This window comes from Vibrio sp. R15-SG3-ISO1A (assembly GCF_059833955.1).
Genome location: NZ_JCBDGH010000065.1, coordinates 1 through 19,060, shown reverse-complemented (window position 1 = coordinate 19,060; position 19,060 = coordinate 1). Strand labels below are relative to the sequence as shown.

22 protein-coding genes are annotated in these 19,060 nt (G+C 47.7%); 9 read left to right on the top strand and 13 right to left on the bottom strand.

What is annotated here, in order from left to right:
- On the bottom strand, window positions 1-448 hold a 448-nt coding region (locus AC6R0L_RS10290; protein WP_500629066.1), incomplete at its 3' end, for a bifunctional transcriptional activator/DNA repair enzyme AdaA.
- Between the two features lie 223 nt (window positions 449-671).
- Here AC6R0L_RS10290 and AC6R0L_RS10285 point away from each other — a divergent pair.
- Both AC6R0L_RS10285 and AC6R0L_RS10280 read left to right on the top strand, forming a co-directional pair.
- A complete protein-coding gene (locus AC6R0L_RS10285) occupies window positions 672-875 on the top strand; it encodes a hypothetical protein (RefSeq protein WP_334553147.1) in 204 nt (67 codons plus the stop codon).
- A 181-nt stretch (window positions 876-1,056) separates the two neighbouring features.
- Window positions 1,057-1,638, top strand: a complete 582-nt coding sequence (locus AC6R0L_RS10280) for an FMN-dependent NADH-azoreductase (RefSeq protein WP_334553146.1) — start codon at window positions 1,057-1,059, stop codon at window positions 1,636-1,638.
- 117 nt (window positions 1,639-1,755) lie between these two features.
- Here AC6R0L_RS10280 and AC6R0L_RS10275 read toward each other — a convergent pair whose 3' ends face one another.
- Window positions 1,756-2,649, bottom strand: coding sequence for a LysR family transcriptional regulator (locus AC6R0L_RS10275; protein WP_500629064.1), 894 nt, complete (start codon window positions 2,647-2,649; stop codon window positions 1,756-1,758).
- Between the two features lie 207 nt (window positions 2,650-2,856).
- On the opposite strand from AC6R0L_RS10275, the gene AC6R0L_RS10270 reads away from it, so the two are divergent.
- Window positions 2,857-3,216, top strand: coding sequence for a MaoP family protein (locus tag AC6R0L_RS10270; protein ID WP_334553142.1), 360 nt, complete (start codon window positions 2,857-2,859; stop codon window positions 3,214-3,216).
- Between the two features lie 73 nt (window positions 3,217-3,289).
- Here AC6R0L_RS10270 and AC6R0L_RS10265 read toward each other — a convergent pair whose 3' ends face one another.
- Together AC6R0L_RS10265 and AC6R0L_RS10260 are read right to left on the bottom strand one after the other, a co-directional pair.
- On the bottom strand, window positions 3,290-3,541 hold the full coding sequence (locus AC6R0L_RS10265) for a DUF3081 domain-containing protein (protein WP_487902985.1): 252 nt from the start codon (window positions 3,539-3,541) through the stop codon (window positions 3,290-3,292).
- Window positions 3,542-3,648: 107 nt separating this feature from the next.
- Window positions 3,649-4,344, bottom strand: coding sequence for a pirin family protein (locus AC6R0L_RS10260; RefSeq protein WP_500629063.1), 696 nt, complete (start codon window positions 4,342-4,344; stop codon window positions 3,649-3,651).
- A 257-nt stretch (window positions 4,345-4,601) separates the two neighbouring features.
- Between AC6R0L_RS10260 and speA the strand changes: the two genes are divergently transcribed.
- Together speA and speB are read left to right on the top strand one after the other, a co-directional pair.
- A complete protein-coding gene (gene speA / locus AC6R0L_RS10255) occupies window positions 4,602-6,524 on the top strand; it encodes a biosynthetic arginine decarboxylase (RefSeq protein WP_500629062.1) in 1,923 nt (640 codons plus the stop codon).
- Window positions 6,525-7,451: an agmatinase gene (speB, locus tag AC6R0L_RS10250; RefSeq protein ID WP_500629061.1), complete on the top strand. Its 927-nt coding sequence runs from the start codon at window positions 6,525-6,527 to the stop codon at window positions 7,449-7,451.
- Between the two features lie 68 nt (window positions 7,452-7,519).
- Here speB and AC6R0L_RS10245 read toward each other — a convergent pair whose 3' ends face one another.
- The 3 genes from AC6R0L_RS10245 to AC6R0L_RS10235 are packed head-to-tail and all read right to left on the bottom strand — an operon-like array spanning window position 7,520 to window position 9,244.
- Window positions 7,520-7,837 (bottom strand): DUF4144 family protein, encoded by a 318-nt coding sequence (locus tag AC6R0L_RS10245; protein WP_500629060.1) that lies wholly within the window; start codon window positions 7,835-7,837, stop codon window positions 7,520-7,522.
- A 27-nt stretch (window positions 7,838-7,864) separates the two neighbouring features.
- On the bottom strand, window positions 7,865-8,815 hold the full coding sequence (locus tag AC6R0L_RS10240) for an endonuclease/exonuclease/phosphatase family protein (RefSeq protein ID WP_500629059.1): 951 nt from the start codon (window positions 8,813-8,815) through the stop codon (window positions 7,865-7,867).
- Between the two features lie 60 nt (window positions 8,816-8,875).
- Window positions 8,876-9,244: an MmcQ/YjbR family DNA-binding protein gene (locus tag AC6R0L_RS10235; protein ID WP_500629058.1), complete on the bottom strand. Its 369-nt coding sequence runs from the start codon at window positions 9,242-9,244 to the stop codon at window positions 8,876-8,878.
- Between the two features lie 131 nt (window positions 9,245-9,375).
- Here AC6R0L_RS10235 and AC6R0L_RS10230 point away from each other — a divergent pair, with 131 nt between their 5' ends.
- Window positions 9,376-9,747: a hypothetical protein gene (locus tag AC6R0L_RS10230; protein ID WP_500629057.1), complete on the top strand. Its 372-nt coding sequence runs from the start codon at window positions 9,376-9,378 to the stop codon at window positions 9,745-9,747.
- Between the two features lie 14 nt (window positions 9,748-9,761).
- Here the strand turns inward: AC6R0L_RS10230 and AC6R0L_RS10225 are convergent, their stop codons facing one another.
- The 3 genes from AC6R0L_RS10225 to AC6R0L_RS10215 all read right to left on the bottom strand — a co-directional run bounded on the left by AC6R0L_RS10225 (window position 9,762) and on the right by AC6R0L_RS10215 (window position 12,841).
- Window positions 9,762-11,150: an SLC13 family permease gene (locus tag AC6R0L_RS10225; RefSeq protein WP_500629056.1), complete on the bottom strand. Its 1,389-nt coding sequence runs from the start codon at window positions 11,148-11,150 to the stop codon at window positions 9,762-9,764.
- A 149-nt stretch (window positions 11,151-11,299) separates the two neighbouring features.
- Window positions 11,300-12,148, bottom strand: coding sequence for an alpha/beta fold hydrolase (locus AC6R0L_RS10220; protein WP_500629055.1), 849 nt, complete (start codon window positions 12,146-12,148; stop codon window positions 11,300-11,302).
- Window positions 12,149-12,244: 96 nt separating this feature from the next.
- On the bottom strand, window positions 12,245-12,841 hold the full coding sequence (locus AC6R0L_RS10215) for a TetR/AcrR family transcriptional regulator (protein WP_500629054.1): 597 nt from the start codon (window positions 12,839-12,841) through the stop codon (window positions 12,245-12,247).
- Window positions 12,842-13,038: 197 nt separating this feature from the next.
- Between AC6R0L_RS10215 and AC6R0L_RS10210 the strand changes: the two genes are divergently transcribed.
- On the top strand, window positions 13,039-14,442 hold the full coding sequence (locus tag AC6R0L_RS10210; RefSeq protein WP_500629065.1) for an HD-GYP domain-containing protein: 1,404 nt from the start codon (window positions 13,039-13,041) through the stop codon (window positions 14,440-14,442).
- Between the two features lie 313 nt (window positions 14,443-14,755).
- Here AC6R0L_RS10210 and AC6R0L_RS10205 read toward each other — a convergent pair whose 3' ends face one another.
- On the bottom strand, window positions 14,756-15,409 hold the full coding sequence (locus tag AC6R0L_RS10205; RefSeq protein WP_500629053.1) for a DsbA family protein: 654 nt from the start codon (window positions 15,407-15,409) through the stop codon (window positions 14,756-14,758).
- Entirely contained in the window at window positions 15,403-16,269 is an 867-nt protein-coding gene (locus tag AC6R0L_RS10200) for an MBL fold metallo-hydrolase (protein WP_500629052.1), read from the bottom strand. Before AC6R0L_RS10200 ends, AC6R0L_RS10205 begins: the two co-directional genes overlap by 7 nt.
- A 107-nt stretch (window positions 16,270-16,376) precedes the next feature.
- Here AC6R0L_RS10200 and AC6R0L_RS10195 point away from each other — a divergent pair, with 107 nt between their 5' ends.
- Window positions 16,377-17,264: a LysR family transcriptional regulator gene (locus AC6R0L_RS10195; RefSeq protein ID WP_500627383.1), complete on the top strand. Its 888-nt coding sequence runs from the start codon at window positions 16,377-16,379 to the stop codon at window positions 17,262-17,264.
- 615 nt (window positions 17,265-17,879) lie between these two features.
- Here the strand turns inward: AC6R0L_RS10195 and AC6R0L_RS10190 are convergent.
- Window positions 17,880-18,305 (bottom strand): MarR family winged helix-turn-helix transcriptional regulator, encoded by a 426-nt coding sequence (locus AC6R0L_RS10190; protein ID WP_500629051.1) that lies wholly within the window; start codon window positions 18,303-18,305, stop codon window positions 17,880-17,882.
- A 92-nt stretch (window positions 18,306-18,397) separates the two neighbouring features.
- Here AC6R0L_RS10190 and AC6R0L_RS10185 point away from each other — a divergent pair, with 92 nt between their 5' ends.
- Window positions 18,398-18,871 carry an acyl-CoA thioesterase gene (locus tag AC6R0L_RS10185; protein WP_500629050.1) on the top strand — a complete coding sequence of 158 codons (474 nt, stop codon included), beginning with the start codon at window positions 18,398-18,400 and terminating at the stop codon, window positions 18,869-18,871.
- The last annotated feature ends 189 nt before the right edge of the window (window positions 18,872-19,060 follow it).

Here is a 19,060-nt window from a genome sequence, read left to right as displayed (position 1 = left end):
AGGTTAAAAGAAACAGGATGACAGAACCCTCCAGCACCTGGTATTGTTTCGGTGACATCCCTAAGTATTTTTCGAACAGCTTGCGCAAATAGCGATCGCTGATCCCCAGACGCTCGGACAAATGAGGCAATCCCTTACTGTCTACTTCACCTTGCTCAATCAGAGTGATGGCACGTTGAAATGTGGTTTCCACCCCTTTCCATGCCCACGAACTCGGCGCACTGTCCGGTCGACAGCGTAGGCATGGCCGAAAGCCCGCCTGCAATGCTTGGGCGCGATCAAGAAAGTAGGTGACGTTTTCCTCTTTCGGTAAGTTGGCTGGGCATATCGGACGACAGAAAATACCCGTTGTTTTGACGCCAATATAGAACTGGCCGTCAAAGCGCGCATCTCGGCTTAACCTCGCTTGCTGGCATTCGTGCACACTCAATGGACCGAGCATCGCCATCGGCTTAGTCACGCCCTGTCCTTTATCACCTGTGGTCATTATTCACATTGCTCTCTTGGCGCTAAGTCATAGAGAAAGTCTAACGGTTTGCACACGCAATACTAGCCATTTTCGGAACTCAACCTTGTCAACTTTTGGATGAAAACTTTGGGATGAAGATCTTGGCGAAAGTGCGAACCTCATCTAAATTAAAAGATGAACAATAAAAATAAGGTAGTTGGCTATGAATTTACACACTTGCACGATTGTCCTAAAGGACAACATCACCATGATCTGCGACAGCGTCGAACAATCGCTCGGTTACATCGACTCACATGGCGCAGCCAATATTGACCACATTCTGATTGATGCCTCCGACGGAGCGCATGTGCAATCGTTCCATCATTTGAGCGTTGAAGAGTCCATCGAAAGCCTGATGAATCTCTGAATGACCTCGAGTTGTTGAGAGAGTGACTCATTCAAAAAAATTGAATGAGTCACTCAGTTTTCTCCGCTTATCCTTTCTCCGACATAGCGATAGACTGGTTGTTAACTAGCCGAGCTAGACACACTTAACCGTTCTGCGATTCGTGTTTAGAGTTTAAGAACCTCATTGAAAGGATAAAATTATGGCACAGACACTCGTTCTAAAATCCAGTATCTTGGGTGAGCACTCTCAGTCAAACCAAATCATTGACAAGGTGCTAGAGGGAAAATCAGGCATCATCGAGCGTGATTTGGCCGCCAACCCAATCCCTGTTCTTGACCTTAACGTCGCTACTGCGCTGCGTAGCCCAGCAGAAGATTTATCTGACGAGCTCAAAGCGGTGCTCGCACTTTCGAACCAGTTGATCGATGAAATCAAAGCGGCCGATCAGATCGTGATTGGCGCGCCAATGTACAACTTCTTGATCCCGACTCAACTGAAGAACTACTTCGACTTGATTGCTCGTGCGGGCGTCACGTTCAGCTACACGGAAAACGGTCCTGTTGGCCTACTTGAAAACAAAAAAGTCGTGGTGGTCACAACACGCGGTGGTCTACACAAAGATTCGCCTCGTAACTCGATTGAAAGTTACCTCACCACGATTCTTGGCTTTATCGGCCTTACCGACGTTGAGTTTGTTTACGCAGAAGCTCTGAACATGGGTGATGAGCCGGCTGCAGAAGCTCGTGAGCAAGCACTTACTCAATTGGCTGAGCTCGTGTAACTCGACTTTCTCGATTGCTAGACACAAAAAAAACCTCGACGCTTCACTTATTCGTATCGTCGAGGTTTTTCTATTCTATCCAGCTAGTTTTTACCAGCCCGTTTCAAGCACTTAGGCCTACTCGTCTACCGGCCAATCCGCCATCTGCTGAAAGCTGAACGCCGTGACAGGGTCGATGGTTTTCACCAACTTCTCTACCTGACTGATGGCATCGATCGACGTGCTCGCCTTGCGATAACTCAAGTAGATGGGACGATACCACTCTGCCACGCCATCCACTTTGACCAATTGCCCGCTGGCTAAGAAGGGCTCGACAAGAGAGGTGGGTAAGTAAGCACTTCCTCCCTTTTCAAGGATGAAGTCTAAAGCGATGCGCGCTGTAGAAGTACGTAGATAAGGCGCTGGGATTTTAGGGTGACGCTCAGCATGTTCTGAAGCAAACTTAGTGCCCCAATCGACATACACGTACTTGTCTTCCAGCACTTGGTCCACGCTGCCCTCTGAGGTCGAAACCAAGACCAACACCACATCCGCGACTTTTTTACAATTGAGCTCATCGGCTTTGATTTGGTCAAAGGCGAACGCCATATCCAAGGTACGTTCTTGCAAACTGCGATTGAGTGCTTCTCTGCCCATGATTTCAGCCATAAAGCCATAACCACTGAAGGCATCCGTGATGAGGCTTAAGCCATTTTGCAGATACGCATCCCACACGTTTGGCGTGCCGCCTAGGGTCAGTTGCAGTGCTTTGCCATTTTCTAGGGAGAGTTCTAATTTCGCCTGCTGCAAGGTGCTGACCATCACTTCCGCGTAGCCAATCAAACGCTCACCGGCGGAAGTCAGTTTGATGTTGTTGCGATCACGGATAAAGAGTTGCGTATCAAAATAGCTTTCCAATTGCTTGATACGTGCGCTAACCGCAGCTTGAGTGATGTACAGGTTTTCCGCCGCACGACCAAAATGGCGTACATTGGCCAATTCTAAAAAGGTTCTGAAGACTTTAACGTCCATTAATATTCCTCAAAGTGCAAGCGTTCAAGCCTACCAAATCTTGCCATTAAGCAAACCATTGAATGGGCAAAATGTTACCTTAAAACCATAAAAATGTTTAATAGTGACAATAAAAAAGTTTTGTTTTCCTTTTGCTAACTTTGCGCCTAATTTTCGATCTGTACCGCTTAGGTCATTTATCAATTGTAGGTTACAGAGGCTACCACAATGTCTGACACTGAATTTCGTCACGGCAAAAAACGTTTTTACGACAACACTAAGTTTCCACGCGGCTTTGCTAAGTCTGGTGATTTTACGCTCGCTGAAGAAGAAATCCTAACCCTCTATGGTGACACCATGTTGGGCTTGGAGAACGGCGATCTCTCACCTGAAAACGCAGAAGAAAAGCATTTCGTAAAAGTTATCGAAAACCCTGGAAAAGCGAAAACCAAGCTGGAACGTGTGTGGTTAAAATACGTTCAACTCGCTCGTGGTCGTAAACGCTTTCACACCCTAAATGGACGTTCAAAACCAGATGGCAATGTGGAAGATTACGCCGATGATGTGAGCTTGGTGGAAGAAGATTAATCTCGACCCGCGAGCACAGAATAACAAAGCCCAGATTGGCAACAATCTGGGCTTTAACTTTTTAGCGGCTCGGCTATTTGGCCAAAGAGGCGACCTTTTTCAAGAAGCTGTCTCTTAGATGCTCTTGGTCATACTCTAAATGATAGGTGTTGTGGAAACCGATTTTGAGCTCAACGCCGTTACCGCGTAGAAAGACGTTGTAGCCATCATAGTCGGAAAACGCTTCGACCCCTTCATACATCTTGCCAAACTCGGTCGGCGTACCGCGCGCCATTACCATCTCGTAAGCCTGCAATACTTTGGTCGGATCCAGTTCGTTTTTCATCGCTGACCCTCCTGTTATGTTCTCATTTCAAGTATGGCTCTGTGTGTACAATTTAGCCACTGGAGAACGCCAGTGACATCACGCTTTCTCTATTTACTCTTGAGGCGCTAGGGAAGATCAAACAGCAACGCTTTGACGTTGTCAGCGCCGCGGTTGATGAGCGTGATTCGAGAGGTGGACTCTACCTTTGCACCATCTCCCCCTTGCAGGGGAATCCCGTCAACCTCTAACGTGCCGTCGATTTGGTGCACATACACCTTGCGATCGGCGCCAAGTGCGTAATCAAGCGATTCGCCCGGTAATAAAATCAGCTGATGTAGTTTGGCATCTTGTTTAATGTGCAAGGTACCCGCCTCACCTGTGGGCGTCGCGATGGTCGTTAACCCAGGCGCTTGACCAAAGTCTTTTTGCTGATAACCAGGCGTTTGACCGAAAGTGTTCGGCTCAATCCAAATTTGCAAGAAGCGCAATGCATCGGTTTTCGACGCATTGTATTCACTGTGATAGATGCCTTTTCCCGCCGACATCAATTGGAACTCACCCGCAGGCAGTGACTTAATATTGCCTTCACTGTCTTTATGTTCGATGGTGCCCTCAAGAACGTAGCTGATGATTTCCATATCTCGGTGGCCGTGGGTATCAAACCCCGCGCCGGGTGCCACTTCATCGTCATTGATGACGCGCAGCGCGGAAAAACCCATCTGCTGCGGATCGTAATAGTGGCCAAATGAAAACGTGTGTTTGCTGTCGAGCCAACCAAAATTAGCGCGGCCGCGATCGTGTGCGTGTCTCACTGTGATCATGACATTACTCCTCTTTCTTTCTCTTAGATTAAGAGATGCTTGCGCTCACAAACAGCGGATAAATTTGGCTTAATAGTTCGAAATTTTTGATGAAGCAGGCGTAAAGCAATCCTTGTCCTATCGACAAATTGTTTTTGTTGGACACCAGGGGGCGTTTGTCCGTTAATGCGCTCGTCGCGATAACCCGGTCATCAAATTAAGCCCGCGACTCGTATGATTTCTAACTACACTGAAGTCATGTTTTATTCTTTATCTTTGTGAGACTTGATGTGGAAAATTCTTCCAAACTCGACCGCGTTCGCGCTGACTACAATGTTCAACACTGGAGCCAAGGCTTTTACGGTATCGATAACCAAGGTGAGGTGTATGTGTCACCTGCGCTTGGTCAAGATCACCAAGTGCCACTGAGCAAAATTGTCGCTCAACTCGAACAAAAACAGCTTAATTTGCCGGTACTGGTCCGCTTCCCTCAGATCCTGCATCAACGTGTGCACGGCATCTGTGATGCATTCAACCAAGCGATTGACGAGTACCAATATCCGAATAACTACTTGCTGGTTTACCCGATCAAAGTGAACCAACAAAAAGAAGTGGTCGATGAGATCCTCGCCAGTCAAGCGCAGCTAGAGACCAAACAACTTGGCCTAGAAGCGGGCAGTAAGCCAGAACTTTTGGCAGTACTGGCACTGGCGCAAAAAGCGAGTTCAGTGATCGTCTGCAACGGCTATAAAGACAGAGAGTACATTCGCCTCGCGCTTATCGGTGAAAAACTGGGCCACAAAGTCTTCATCGTACTTGAGAAAATGTCCGAGCTGGACTTAGTGCTTAAAGAAGCGAAAAGTCTTGGCGTTAAACCGCGCATGGGCATTCGTATCCGCCTGGCCTCTCAAGGTGCGGGTAAATGGCAATCAAGTGGTGGTGATAAATCGAAATTTGGCCTAGCGGCATCACAAGTGCTTAGCGTGATTGATAGGCTAACGAGAGAGAACCAATTGGACTCTTTGCAACTGGTGCATTTCCACTTGGGATCGCAGATGGCGAACATCCGCGATATTCGTAATGGCGTGAATGAATCGGCGCGCTTCTACTGTGAACTGCGCGGCATGGGTGCCAACATTCAATATTTCGATATTGGTGGCGGACTCGCGGTGGACTACGACGGCACACGTAGTCAATCCACCAGCTCGATGAATTATGGCTTGATTGAATATGCGCGCAACATCGTCAACACGGTTGGGGATGTGTGCACACAGTACGAACAACCCATGCCGACGATCATTTCCGAATCGGGTCGCTCACTCACCGCCCATCACGCGGTACTGATCACCAACGTGATCGGCACAGAAGCCTACCAGCCGGAAGTGGTCAATGAGCCAGAACTTGATGACCCACTGCTGCTACAAAACATGTGGCGCAACTGGGAAAGTTTGCAAGATGGCAGTGATGCGCGTGCATTAATTGAGATTTACAACGATACGCAAAGCGACCTTGCCGAAGTGCATTCGCTATTTGCTGCGGGGGTGTTGAACCTGCACCAGCGCGCTTGGGCAGAGCAGATGTCATTGCGTATTTACTACGAGCTCAGCCGATTGATGAGCACCAAAAACCGCTTCCATCGCCCTATTTTGGACGAACTGAGTGAGCGTTTGGCGGATAAGTTCTTCATCAACTTTTCGCTGTTTCAATCGCTACCTGACGCTTGGGGTATTGATCAGGTGTTCCCAGTCCTACCTCTGTCAGGGCTTGAGAATGTCGAAGACCGCCGCGCAGTGATGCTCGACATCACTTGTGACTCAGACGGCACCGTCGATCAGTACGTCGATGGTCAAGGCATTGAGACGACTCTCCCTGTTCCGGCATGGAGCAAAGATAAGCCGTACTTTATGGGCTTTTTCTTGGTCGGTGCCTACCAAGAGATCTTGGGTGACATGCACAACTTATTCGGTGACACGCACAGTGCGGTCGTGACCGTAGATGACAGTGGTGAACCTATCATCGAGCGTATTGATGAGGGCGACACTGTAGAAGATATGATGCGCTACGTGCATATTGATGTCGATAACATCCGTGAGCACTACCGTGAACTGGTCACGCAGCGCGTCAGTGAACAAGAACAGCAAAGCGTATTGCAAGAACTTGAGCAAGGCTTAAGTGGCTATACCTATTTAGAGGATTTCTAAGTGAACGATTTGTTTAGCAAAATCGATTATTCGCTCTACTCCAACGCGATGACCTTTTGTCGTCGCCCTTATATGCGCGACCCTATCGGCAGTGATGCCGATTTGGTTATCCTCGGCGTACCTTTAGATATGGCGACGTCAGGAAGACCTGGCGCGCGTATGGGCCCTGACGCCATTCGTCGTGCCTCGGTCAACTTGGCTTGGGAAAGCAAAAAGTTCCCATGGGATTTCAACGTGTTCAAACGTGCTAACGTGATTGACGCGGGTGATTTGGTGTTTGACTGCGGCGACGCTGAAGACTTCACTTACCGCCTTGAAGCGGCGACCAGTGAAATCTTGCGTGATGGTAAAACCATGTTGGCATTGGGCGGAGACCATTTTGTCACCTTACCCATCTTGCGCGCCTACGCGAAGCATCACGGTGAAATGGCGCTCGTCCACTTTGACGCGCACACCGACACCTACGCGAACGGCAGCTCATACGATCATGGCACTATGTTCTATCATGCGCCAAAAGAAGGGTTGATTTCGCCTAAACACTCAGTACAAATTGGCATTCGTACGGAATACAAAAAGCAAGTTCATGGCTTTAACGTCATCAATGCGATGGAAGCCAATGAACTGAGCGCGAGTGAGATTGTTGCACAAGTGCGAGACATCGTCGGCGACAAACCGGTGTACGTGACTTTTGACATCGACTGTTTAGACCCAGCTTTTGCACCCGGTACAGGCACCCCGGTATGTGGCGGTCTGAACTCTGATAAAGTGCTGAAAATCATCCGCGGTTTTGCCGGTATGAACATCGTCGGTATGGACGTCGTAGAAGTGTCTCCTCCCTACGACCACGCAGACCTCACCTCACTTGCGGGCGCCACCATCGCACTAGAGTTGATGTACGCTTGGGCAGCCAATCGCATCGAAGAATAACAACATCACTGACCAACAGGGAGCCCACGGCTCCCTGTTTTGTTTTCTGCGTTGTCATTTGAGGTGACTTACGCCACGCTCAGCGATTCGATGGCTTGCTGTATTGAAGTAAAGTGGATTTTCGTCAAGCACATTTCCACCTTGGCAAACTCATGTTCTTGTACCCATTGGGTCACTTGTTCGAGCGTAATAAGCTCGCTGTGAGGCTGGTAGTGATAGCCTTGCTCGTCTGTTGAGATGAGAAAACACCGACCACGGCTATCAATCAGCCAATCGTCTTCACTCCAGATCAGCGACGTGAGTTCACTTTCCAATACATCTTGAGAGGGTATATAGAGTAGCTCGTAATCGCCGTCTAACTTGAACATGCATGGCCATTCAATCATGGTTGAGTTTCCTATTGTGTTGTCAAACTATAAAACAAACGAGACCGTCACCGAGACAAACGCGTGATCACTCGCTTGACTATCTTGCGCGAAGGACGGATTAATCAGATGTTGATCCAACACCTGATAGCCAACAACATCCGCAAGTGAGTATGGCGAGTGAGCTTGAAACTCTTGCGAGAGAAGCAGGTAGTCCAACACATTGCCCGTTGCGAAATGATAATGTGTGGCCGCTCGGTCTTTTGCTTTGTCATTGGTTTGGTAGAGGCTCCAGCTGTCTTCGAGTGTGAGTGTCGCACTGTCGCTGCTGGAATTGAGCGTGAGTTGCCCGGTCAGTACGCTGTCCAAACTTTGATTCATATCACCCATCAGCACAGTCGGCACCGGATGTGACCGGTAGGCGTTTTCCATCGCAATTCGAAGCATCACGGCTTCCCAGCCACGTTGTTGATGAGACAACCAGCGCCCGAGAAGTGGATGCTCGCTCTCACCACTTGCGCTCTCTGTCGGGCGTTGAGATTTTAGGTGACACACATAAACGGCAACTTCGCCTATATTGGGCACCGAGACCACGGCCACAATCGGCTGACGACTAAAATCTGGAAAGGGAACGTCATAACTCTCCATTAAAGCGCTAGGCGGCGTCACCGCCTCATAACGTGTGATTGGGTAACGAGACGCCAGCGCCACTACAGGCTGGGAGTAGATGTATTCCTGCTCAATATGCGGCGTATCGACGACCGCAAAATAGCCATAGCCGAGATCCGCCATCATCTGTCTCGCGGCCTCAATCGAGAACACCTCTTGCAGCCCGACGATATCCGCATCAAGAAGCGTTAATTTCTCCTTCGTCCAGCGACATTTTTCCGCCCACGCTGGCGTCTCATAGATATTCTCAAAATCATAAAACGCGTTGGGCGGCGCGACAAAATTGAACAGGTTTGCGGTGGCAAACGTCAGTGTCTGATGGGTGTGCAAGCAAAATCTCTAACAGTGAAATCATAGGATGAGTGTACCAAATTTCTGCGCGACGCTGCGTTACTTCTCGATCTCAATACCCAGCTCTTTACGTACACGCTGACTCAGTCCTTTACTCACCAGTTGGTAGGAGGCGTGCAAATAGTATTGGAGCGCTTCATCGCGCTCGGGCGAGGCATCGATTTGCTGAATCCATTTCATGCCGCGGCTGGCAAAGTACGGCGCCGGAATATAGCCGTCACTTTCACTGAGGAAGACAAAGTTTCTCTCTGATGTCTTAAACGTGTAAGCAGGCGTACCACTTGGCGTGCGCGTACCGATGGCAAACACCTTGCCGCCCACTTTCCACACCTCGCTGTTGCCCCATTGCACCACATGTGTGGTTGCCGGTAAGGCGCGGCAGAACTGGTTGAATTGTTCGTGATTCATCGCCATTCCTTTTTGATTTAGTTCGAGTGCATAGAGCACAAGATAAATTGATCCATTACAGGTGACAACAGAGGGGATTGATGTAGTATCACCATTATTAACTCTATGATTAAAATGGAATTAGCACCTCGATGCGATTGGAACACGTACTAGAGATCATCGAATTTACCGACTCAGACCACCTAGAAAATGCGATGGCACATTACCAAACACACGCTTGGGTGGCCGACACGTTACTGCCATATCTGCACCCCGTTTATGACATGGCACCCGATGCACTGTGCCAGCATCTTTCTCGCCTTGGATTTAAAGGCACATTGAGCATTGTGCCGCATCAAGATGGTAGCGCCCAGCGCAGTTACTTGCTGTTTGACGCAAGTCGCATCGATGCGCGAACCGCCGTGCAATTATCTGGCGCACTATCGTCATCGAAACCACAATCCACATCCTGCCATTCTACTCAAACCCAGGTGAATACCGTGCAAGAAGAAGAGGCGCTCTAGGCGCCTCAGTTGCGTTATGCCCAAAACGTGAGGGCAATGCCCGTCAGCACTAAGATACAAGCAAGATTAAGCACGATACCCACTTTCATCATTTCACTTTGTTCCACGTGACCTGAACCAAACACGATGGCATTGGGCGGCGTGGCGACCGGCAACATAAAGGCGCAAGAGGCAGCAACCGCAATCAGCACAGACAGAATTACTGGCGATAAGCCAAACGCTTCGGCGACGGTGGCAAAAACCGGAATCAACAAGGCTGCGCTCGCCGTGTTGCTGGCAAACTCGGTAAGAAACACGACAAAAATCGCAATCACCGCCACAATGAACACTATGCCAAGGTGAGCAATCGCCTCGCTGAGCACATTGGCCAAAAAGACGCTGGTACCCGTCGCTTTGAGTACATTACTCAAGCAAATCCCGCCGCCAAACAGCAGCAACACGCCCCAATCTGCCGTTTTTTCAATATCTTTCCAGTGCACGACGCGCGCAAAGTTCACCGCGACAATTGCACCGAGTGCCACCAACGTATCGAACTTAGCAAAACCGCCCAGCATGGCATTAATCGGCTTACTGAAAATCCACAGACAAACCGTGGCAGCAAAAATACCTAACGTGACGATTTTGCCTTTATCCCACTGCACCGGCTGATAGTTCAGCTCAAATTTGCCTTGTAGATTGGGTTTGAGCATCAGATACAGCACAGCCATCGCGACAGGCAAAAGCACCAGCGTCGTCGGCACACCAAAGCGCATCCAATCAGTAAAAGTTAGCCCCACTTCGGCTGCGGCGATGGCGTTCGGTGGGCTACCGACGATGGTGGCAATACCGCCAATACTGGCGCTGTAGGCGATACCCAAAAGCACAAACACATAGGTTAGGTGCTCTTTGTCTGCATCAACTTTACTCAGTACGCCGAGCACCAATGGCAGCATCATCGCCGTTGTCGCGGTGTTGCTGATCCACATCGACAACCCAGCGGTCACCCCAAACAGCATAAACACTGCCACATTCATTTTGCCTTTGGCCAGGATCAAGACTTTATCGGCAATCACCTTATCCAAGCCTTGCCTGTGCATCGCCGCCGCAAGGGCAAAACCGCCAAGGAACAGGAAGATAATGGAGTTGGCAAAGTTGTTGAGCGCGGTTTGGGTGTCAAACACATCAAAGAACACCGCCATCACAGGGACAAGAATGGCCGTCACCGTCACGTGCAACGCCTCGGTGAGCCATAAAATGGCGATAAACAGCAGCATGCTGATACCCAGCACAACCGGCGGATCAAACGGGAGGGTAAAATAGAGCAGCAAAAACAGCGCTATATCCGCTAAGACGATGGCGCTGTTGCGGTTAAATAACCACTCTCGGGTATTGGTGGGCAAAGGGACACTATCATTTTTATGCATTATTATATTTCCTTCTAAGGGCCGAACTGGCCCCTAGATGATCCCACAATGTTGCAGGCGGAAATAATTTCCTTTGCGAATTTGTTAACCCCATCAATATCATGGACATTAATGGCTTAACTATCAGTAATAGGCGGGTAAACGCTTCACTAAGCCGTTAATTTATCGAAACTTTCCATCACTTGTGGGCACTTCATCACGCGACCATGCCCCTGGCCTTGTGTCGCCACCAAGCTGACGTTCTCCATCTCACTGGCCGCTTTTTCTGACACGGAGAAGTGGGTGAATTTATCTTGCTGATCATGAACGATAATAGTCGGCGCTTGGCGCAATTTGAGTTTGTTGTAGGGGTCGATGGATTGGATCGGATAGCGATATTGTTCTTCCACTTTCGATACCACCGCATCAAACAAACGCATCGAGTATCCTGAGCGAGAAATGCTGCCGAACAGATTGTCGAGGTAGTCCAACACCGGCGCAATCAGCAACATCGGCTTATCCACCAGTTTTTGATGATGGCACTCAATCGCAGACGCGGTTCCCATGCTGTGTCCAACCAGACCCGCCACATCATCGACACTGTCGAGTACCGCTTCTAAGCCTTGAACAAAGGCGGGAATATGGCCATAGACACCTTCGCTTTGACCATGAGCCGGGTGATCATACGCCAGAGCGGTGTAACCTCGCTTGGCAATATGCGCCATCAAAGGGTAGAACTGACTTGCGCTGCCCGACCAACCGTGGGTCAACACCCACACCGGCCCCGACCCCAAGCGATAGGTTTTCAACACCCCCTCCCCACTTTGCACTTCACCTTCAATCAACCCTTGTGGTGCGGCGTTTTTCGGTTTGGTGCGTACCGGCGTCAGCAACAGTTTGCGCGCCGTTTTTTCTGCATGCTTAGGCGCTAAGATGTGATGAAGCCTTGTGCCCCAGTTCACCATGCTTTTCTTTAAGCTGAATTTCGTTGATGTATTGAAATAGATCTTATCACTCATGGTCGTATCCTTATCTGTTCGTAAAAACGAACGACCGTACTATTTTAAGTTAAAAAAACCGCGTCAATCGATGACGCGTGTTAATTATTCTGTGGGTTAAGTGCTCACTCTCCAGCGCTGCAATAGCGCCTCTACCCCAGACCAAAACAGCGCATAACTCGCCTGCTCGCCGTGGATGGAGTAAAACAGATGGGCACTTAAATAAAGCCCGTACAACTCGAACGTGGCTTGTTTCGGATCGAGCTGGCGGTCGAACTCGCCACTCTCGATCCCTTTCGCTACCTGAATGCGTAAATACTCAATCCAAGTGGCGATGGTTTTCTTCAATACTTGCTGTGTCGGCGTCGGTTGTGGGCACGCCTCTTTCCACGCATCAAGGAACATACAACTGCCTTGAAACGAGTGGTTCCACCCTAACCAACTGTCGAGCAGGCTGCGCAGTTTGCGCTCGATGTTGTCATCACCTTGCGCCCTCGCTGGCGCGATCACTCGCTCGGTAAACACAAGGTTGGCGTACTCCAGTACCGCAATTTGCAAGTTGTCTTTCGAGTTAAAATGGGCAAACAACCCACTCTTAGACATACCACACTGCTTCGCCAACTCTCCGATCGTCAGGCTCTCCAACCCATTTTCACTGGCCAGTTCAAATGCCTTGCTCAGAATATTCTCTCGGGTGATTTTGCCTTTACTCATCGGTGACTCACTGTGTGGACTGAACGCCTTTTTAGCACGTTCGTACTTTTTTTCCAAGTGTGGAGTATTAGCGGAACATCGAAAACGAGGAGGAACGGTCGCTCCTGGATCGTTCGCCAAGCTTTTATCGTTTGTCATTAGGCGATAACGAATGATTGCACTACAATTTTTGTTTACATGTGAATAAGTAGAGCATGATGTTGTTACAGGGTTTAAACCTCAATATGCCTTTGGCGGAACTGATTTCTTCACTGACCGTCGCACTCGATATGACAGAGGGACAACCCCCTGAACACAGCATGCGTTGCTGCTGGATAGGCATGCATATTGGTGAGCGAATGAACCTTTCCTCATCAGATCTGCATGATCTGTATTTTACGTTGTTACTCAAAGATGCGGGCTGTAGCAGTAATGCCGCGCGTATCTGCGAGCTTTACGCCACCGATGATCTGACGTTTAAACAGCGTTATAAAACGGTCGGCACCAGCCTGACGAGTGCCATTAACTTTGTACTTAAAAATGCAGGCTCGGGAGAGCATTGGCGCAAGCGTATTTCAACCACCATTGATATCTTAAAAAATGGCACCGATTACGCACAAGAGCTGATCCAAACACGTTGCACAAAAGGCGCAGAAGTCGCCCGTGAACTCTTGTTCAGTGAAAACGTGGCGCAGGGTATCAAACATTTGGATGAACACTGGGACGGGTCAGGCCGTCCTGAAGGGCTGCAGCATGATCGCATTCCACTCTTTTCAAGAATTGCGCTTCTCGCTCAAGTAATGGATGTGTTCCAACGTGAACATGATTTGAGCATTGCCTTTTTTGAACTGGAACGTCGCTCCGGAAACTGGCTGGACCCTAGCTTAGTGACCATCGCTAAGCAGTTGGAAGAGAACGCGGATTTTATTGAGGCACTCAACGCCCCATCCATCGTCACTTTTGTCCTATCCATGTCACCCGCACAAGCGATGATTCCCTTAGACGATGATTATTTCGACCGAATCGTGACCGCGTTTGGCAAGATCATCGACGCCAAGAGTCCTTTTACCTCCGGACACAGCGCCAGAGTGGCTGTTTTTAGTACCCTCATTGCCGAAGAGCTCAATATTGACCAAGAGGATCGACTATGGCTAAAACGCGCCGCTCTCTTGCATGATCTCGGAAAACTTGGGGTCAGCAACACCATCTTGGATAAACCAGGAAAATTGGATAACGACGAATGGGCACAAGTGCAAAACCACGCGGTGCTGACGAGAGAGATCCTTGAAAAGATATCGCCGCTCAGACACTTTGCCAAAATGGCGGCGGCCCATCACGAGAAGTTAGATGGAACAGGCTATCCCGACAAACTGGTTGCCGAAGAAATATCGATGATGACACGGATTATTACCACAGCTGATATTTTTGACGCCATTACCGCTGAACGCCCGTATCGAGGCGCCATTCCGATTCCAAAAACATTGGAAATCATGGAAGAAAACGTCGGCACGGCCATCGATCCATTGTGCTTTAATGCGCTCAAAGCCGCATTAAAAAAACTCCCAGAGAAATACATAAAAGACATCGGGATGAGTGAACTCCCCTCGTCACCAACGCTTTAGATTAATTTGTAAAGAGTATCTTCATCACTTCGCTAACTGAGGCTGTGCCGTCTGTGTGTTTCAGTTTGATAGCTTGGTTTTGGACATTTCTGAGTTACGACAATGGGCTGATTTCTACCCTTCGGATAACTTCTGGCATCCTAAAACGTTAAAGACCACCGTTGTTGGCGGTGGTCGGCGTGACAGGAAATGGACATTAACGTGCATTCCTGATCTGAGGTGTCAGATTTACTTTATGCAAAGCTTTCCTCGAAATATGCAATATACTGTACTCTCTGCAAATACTCTTACCTTAATTCACGTTTCAATATTTTTACATATTGGTTTGGGAAGTACTGGAATCGCTGCGGATATAGCTATCAACAAGCTGCCGCCACTCATCAGGCTTGCCATAAAACTCAGTGTGAGGAAGTACTATAAGCTTATTATTAACTTCAAGGATCAGCGTCGGATACCCATAAACCTGTAACCTCTGCATCAACAGTCGGCTTCTCTGTACTTCTTCCTGCTCAATACCTAGATTTGCATTCATAGTTTTATGCCACTGTGCGCCTTCTAATCCTAATTTTACTGATAGCTCCTCGAGTACTTCGGGATGATTGACCTGCTTACCATCAACATAATGGGCATGCTGAATGGCTTTCAACATATCTAATGGGGCGATACCCAATTGCTTTGCTGTTAGAATTGCGCGTGCTGTGATGAAAGAGTCCAAAATCATTTCATCGTTGCCTTTCACTCGCTGGATATATTCTTCTCCAAACTGTGCTCCCGTCATTTTGGCAATGCGCTCGTCATTGGCGAGGATATGACTCCGAAAATCGGGCTCGATAGCCTTGTTGTCAATCATACCGCCGGGGTGAAGCACCAACTCAATCTCGGTGTTAGCTGCAATTGCAGCTAACAGAGAAGTAGCACCGTAACACCAACCACACATCGGGTCGAAAAAGTAGTGTACTTTTACCATTTCATTTCACCCATATGTACTTTAGCACCAATACTTAGAGCCATAGGCAGTTGTGCATCGGGATAGCTTGCAGACATTTTGTCTATCACTTCAGCGCTATTCTGGCTACTACTTTTCGCCTGCTGGAAGTCTGCCAGATACTGCTGCGAATAACTTATAGTGCTTGCATCAAGCTTAGTTCCGGCTTTCATGTGCCCCGGAATGACTATCTCCGGATTTAGCTCCTGTAGTTCTTGCAACTGTTTAACCCATGCTTTCTGGCTACCCTCAGACTGCGCGTCAGCCATCCAAAGGTGCAAATTTCCGTATACGGCGACATTGCCCAGAACCGTTTTGCTAGAAGGAATCCACAAGTAAGGACGATGAGCCAACTCTCCTTGAGTGCCACGAATCTCGATTTTGTGTCCATCAACTGTCAACGCATTGTCTTCGATAGCTTGTGGTAGATACGGTTCAACCGGAGCATTGCTCCCCATTTTAGGCCCCCAAAATGCTAGTTTTCCTGCGAGCTTTTTCTCTATGACCTCAATCACTGCCGGTGTACTCAGAACTTGCGCTTTCGGGAATAGTGCATGTAGTACTTCTGCTCCAAAGTAATAATCTGGGTCGGCCTGACTAATAAAAATAGTTTTCAGCTCTTTGCCACTATCAAGAACTTTTGCGGCAATGCGCAGAGCATCTGCTTTGGTAAAGCCCGTATCGACTACCATGACTTCACTTTCACCGATTACTAATGTTGAGTTTACGTGGAAGCTGTTCTTGTCAGCGTTATAAACATCAAGAGTTAGTGGTGTATTTTCCGCTGCGGTTGCATTTGTGGCCAGTAAGACAGATGCGGCGATTAGAGTTAATTTTTTCATACCGTTCTCCTTTAATGTGTTTGGGTACGGAGAGGATAATAAGAAATTGACGTGCTCAGAAAAACACACCAAACTGAGCATTATTGTTTCTTTATTCGAGCGAATGTATGGATAGGCTAACAGCCGCAAAAGTATTTGTTGATGTGGCAACGACTGGCAGTTTTACCGCCACAGCAGACAGGCTGAATATGTCTCGTCCCATGGTGACGAGATACATTGAAACGATGGAAGCTTGGCTGAATACCCGCCTGTTACATCGAACCACACGAAAAGTTTCTTTGACCACAGCGGGCGAAACATGTCTGGAAGAAGTTAAACAATGGCTTGGGCAAGCAGAAAGCCTAAGCGGGCTGGCAGACGCCAGTGGTGAATTGTCGGGTACAGTTCGGTTAGCAACCAGCATGTCATTTGGTTATTCTCAGTTGGTGCCAGCTATTCAAGAGTTTATGGTAGAGAACCCCAAAGTAAATATCGATATCGACTTGCAAGACTCAGTAACAGACCTGACTGAAAGGCAGATAGATCTTGCTATCCGAATCGCCTCGGCACCTGATCCGTCTCTGATAGGTAAGCCTATATCGGTATGTGAGTCAGTTGTGGTAGCTTCGCCACAGTATTTGACTAAAAATAGAGCCATTTCTGAACCGAGTGATTTAACCAATCATACTTGCCTTGGGTACAAAAATTTCCAACAGCATATCTGGCATTTGACAAAAGATAACGCGCAACAATCGGTAGAAGTTAGGTGTAATCTGACAGCAAATGAAACGACAACCTTACTGCACGCAGCATTGCGTGGCGCAGGCATAGCTATTCAGCCAACTTATCTCGCAAACCAATACGTTAAAAGTGGTCAGCTTAAGCAGGTTTTGCCGAGTTGGAAACCAGATGACCTTACCATTTATGCTCTATATTCTTCCAGAAAGTACATGTCACCAACTGTTCGTACACTGATTGATTATTTATCAGACTATTTTTCCGACACTCGTTGGTAATGTTTTGCCTGATTATTGCCACTACAAGAAACTAAGCTGCTCCATTCAAACGGGACACCTCTGCCAGTCAAAGCATCCAAGTGAATTATTGTGTAAAAGTGATATAGAGATTGAGATGCTAATATGTGCCAGTTTTTGGGAGTTTTCTGTCACGGCCTCAGTGCTGTGAACCATGAACAAAAGTACGGTGATTTCAGCGGCACGATCCACCACTGAGTAAATACGTTAACACACAAAGGGGCAAAAATGTTTCAGTAAGATCAGGCTGACACGAAAATGGACAAAACTTTGTTAGACTAGATCGGCCAGAACCCGTTCTTCGGATAACTTCTCGTATCCTAAAACGTCAAAGACCACCGTTCTCATCGGTGGTCGATTTGCTCGGAACTGGACAAACTGAGCATGAGTCTTATGATACTTCACCTTCGTTTTATGCATTGATACCGACCACTTAGTCATCACCTCGAATTCCCTCCACTCGCTTTTACTCCGAAGCGTGTAAAGTCTCAAAATACACTATGGATATTCAATTAGTTGAGATATACAAAACTAATGAGTAGCTAGAGATTTAAACGAACAAAATAATAGTTGTAAGTAGCTTCGCTATCAATTTTGCTATGAGTGAGTAAAACTGGCAGTGATATGGTCTAGAAATCGAGCGACCGTATCGAGTTCTTGTTCAGTAAAATCACCAGATATACGAGCATTCACGGAATCTAAATGAGATAAACCATTTAATAGCAACTCACTTCCGCTGTTAGTAATACTCAGGCGAGTGGCTCTAGAGTCTTTTGGACATTTTGCTTTTACAATTAAGCCTGCCGCTTGCATTCGGTTTGCCAGCCCAGTTACCGCAGATTTATCCAGCATCAGGGTATTTGCCAACTCGCTCATTAGGCAGCTTTTATGTTCACTTATGACCATTAACGCAGTCAATTGCACCACACTTATATTAAGTTCTCGACGGCATTCGGCGTCTAGACTTTTCATCATAGAGTGCTTAGCTAAGTTAAGCTTATGAATCAGTTTTCTTTTGCTCATAAAACAAAATTACTCACATATAGTTGACATGTCAACAAAATTGTTACAATAATGTAAAAGAACTCATTAGACCAGTAAGAAAAGGAGTTACCATGAGCTTAATTTTTCGCATGATCTACTTATTAGTAGCCTCCAGTTTTAAAGATTCGTTGCCTATTTCTCGTCCGAAAAACAAGTTAAATATGCGCGTGCTACCCAATGATCTCGATATCAACATGCATATGAATAATGGCCGTTATCTGACAATCTGTGATCTATCACGAGTCGATATGTTTATTCGCACCGGACTTGCGAGAACGATGCAGCAAAACGGCTGGATCCCTGTGATTTCTGAACATACCATGAAATATAAAAAGCCCCTCAAGTTGTTCCAAAAATATCATGTGACGATGGAAATCGTTGATTGGGACGAAAAGTACTTTCAGATGATACACACTTTTTACGTTGGTGATAGAGTAGTTGCCGAAGGGACATCGCTAGGGTGTGTATTGAGCAAACAAGGAGTTATAACACCAAAAAAGGTGATGGAAGTGGTTGCGACCAGACTGGAAAGAAAATATAGCTAGTCTATGCAAGCCTGACAAGGTTTTGTCTATTTTCGCGATATGCCTTCGAGCGAAATTGCATAACAATGCAGGCAGAAATCATTGGCTAAGAACGCCGTCTCTGCTTAGTTATGGGAGATTCCGAGCACCGCCCCTCAACCGTCAGCTATGAGAAAAAATACTGCGATTCCAGTGGCACGATCTGCCACT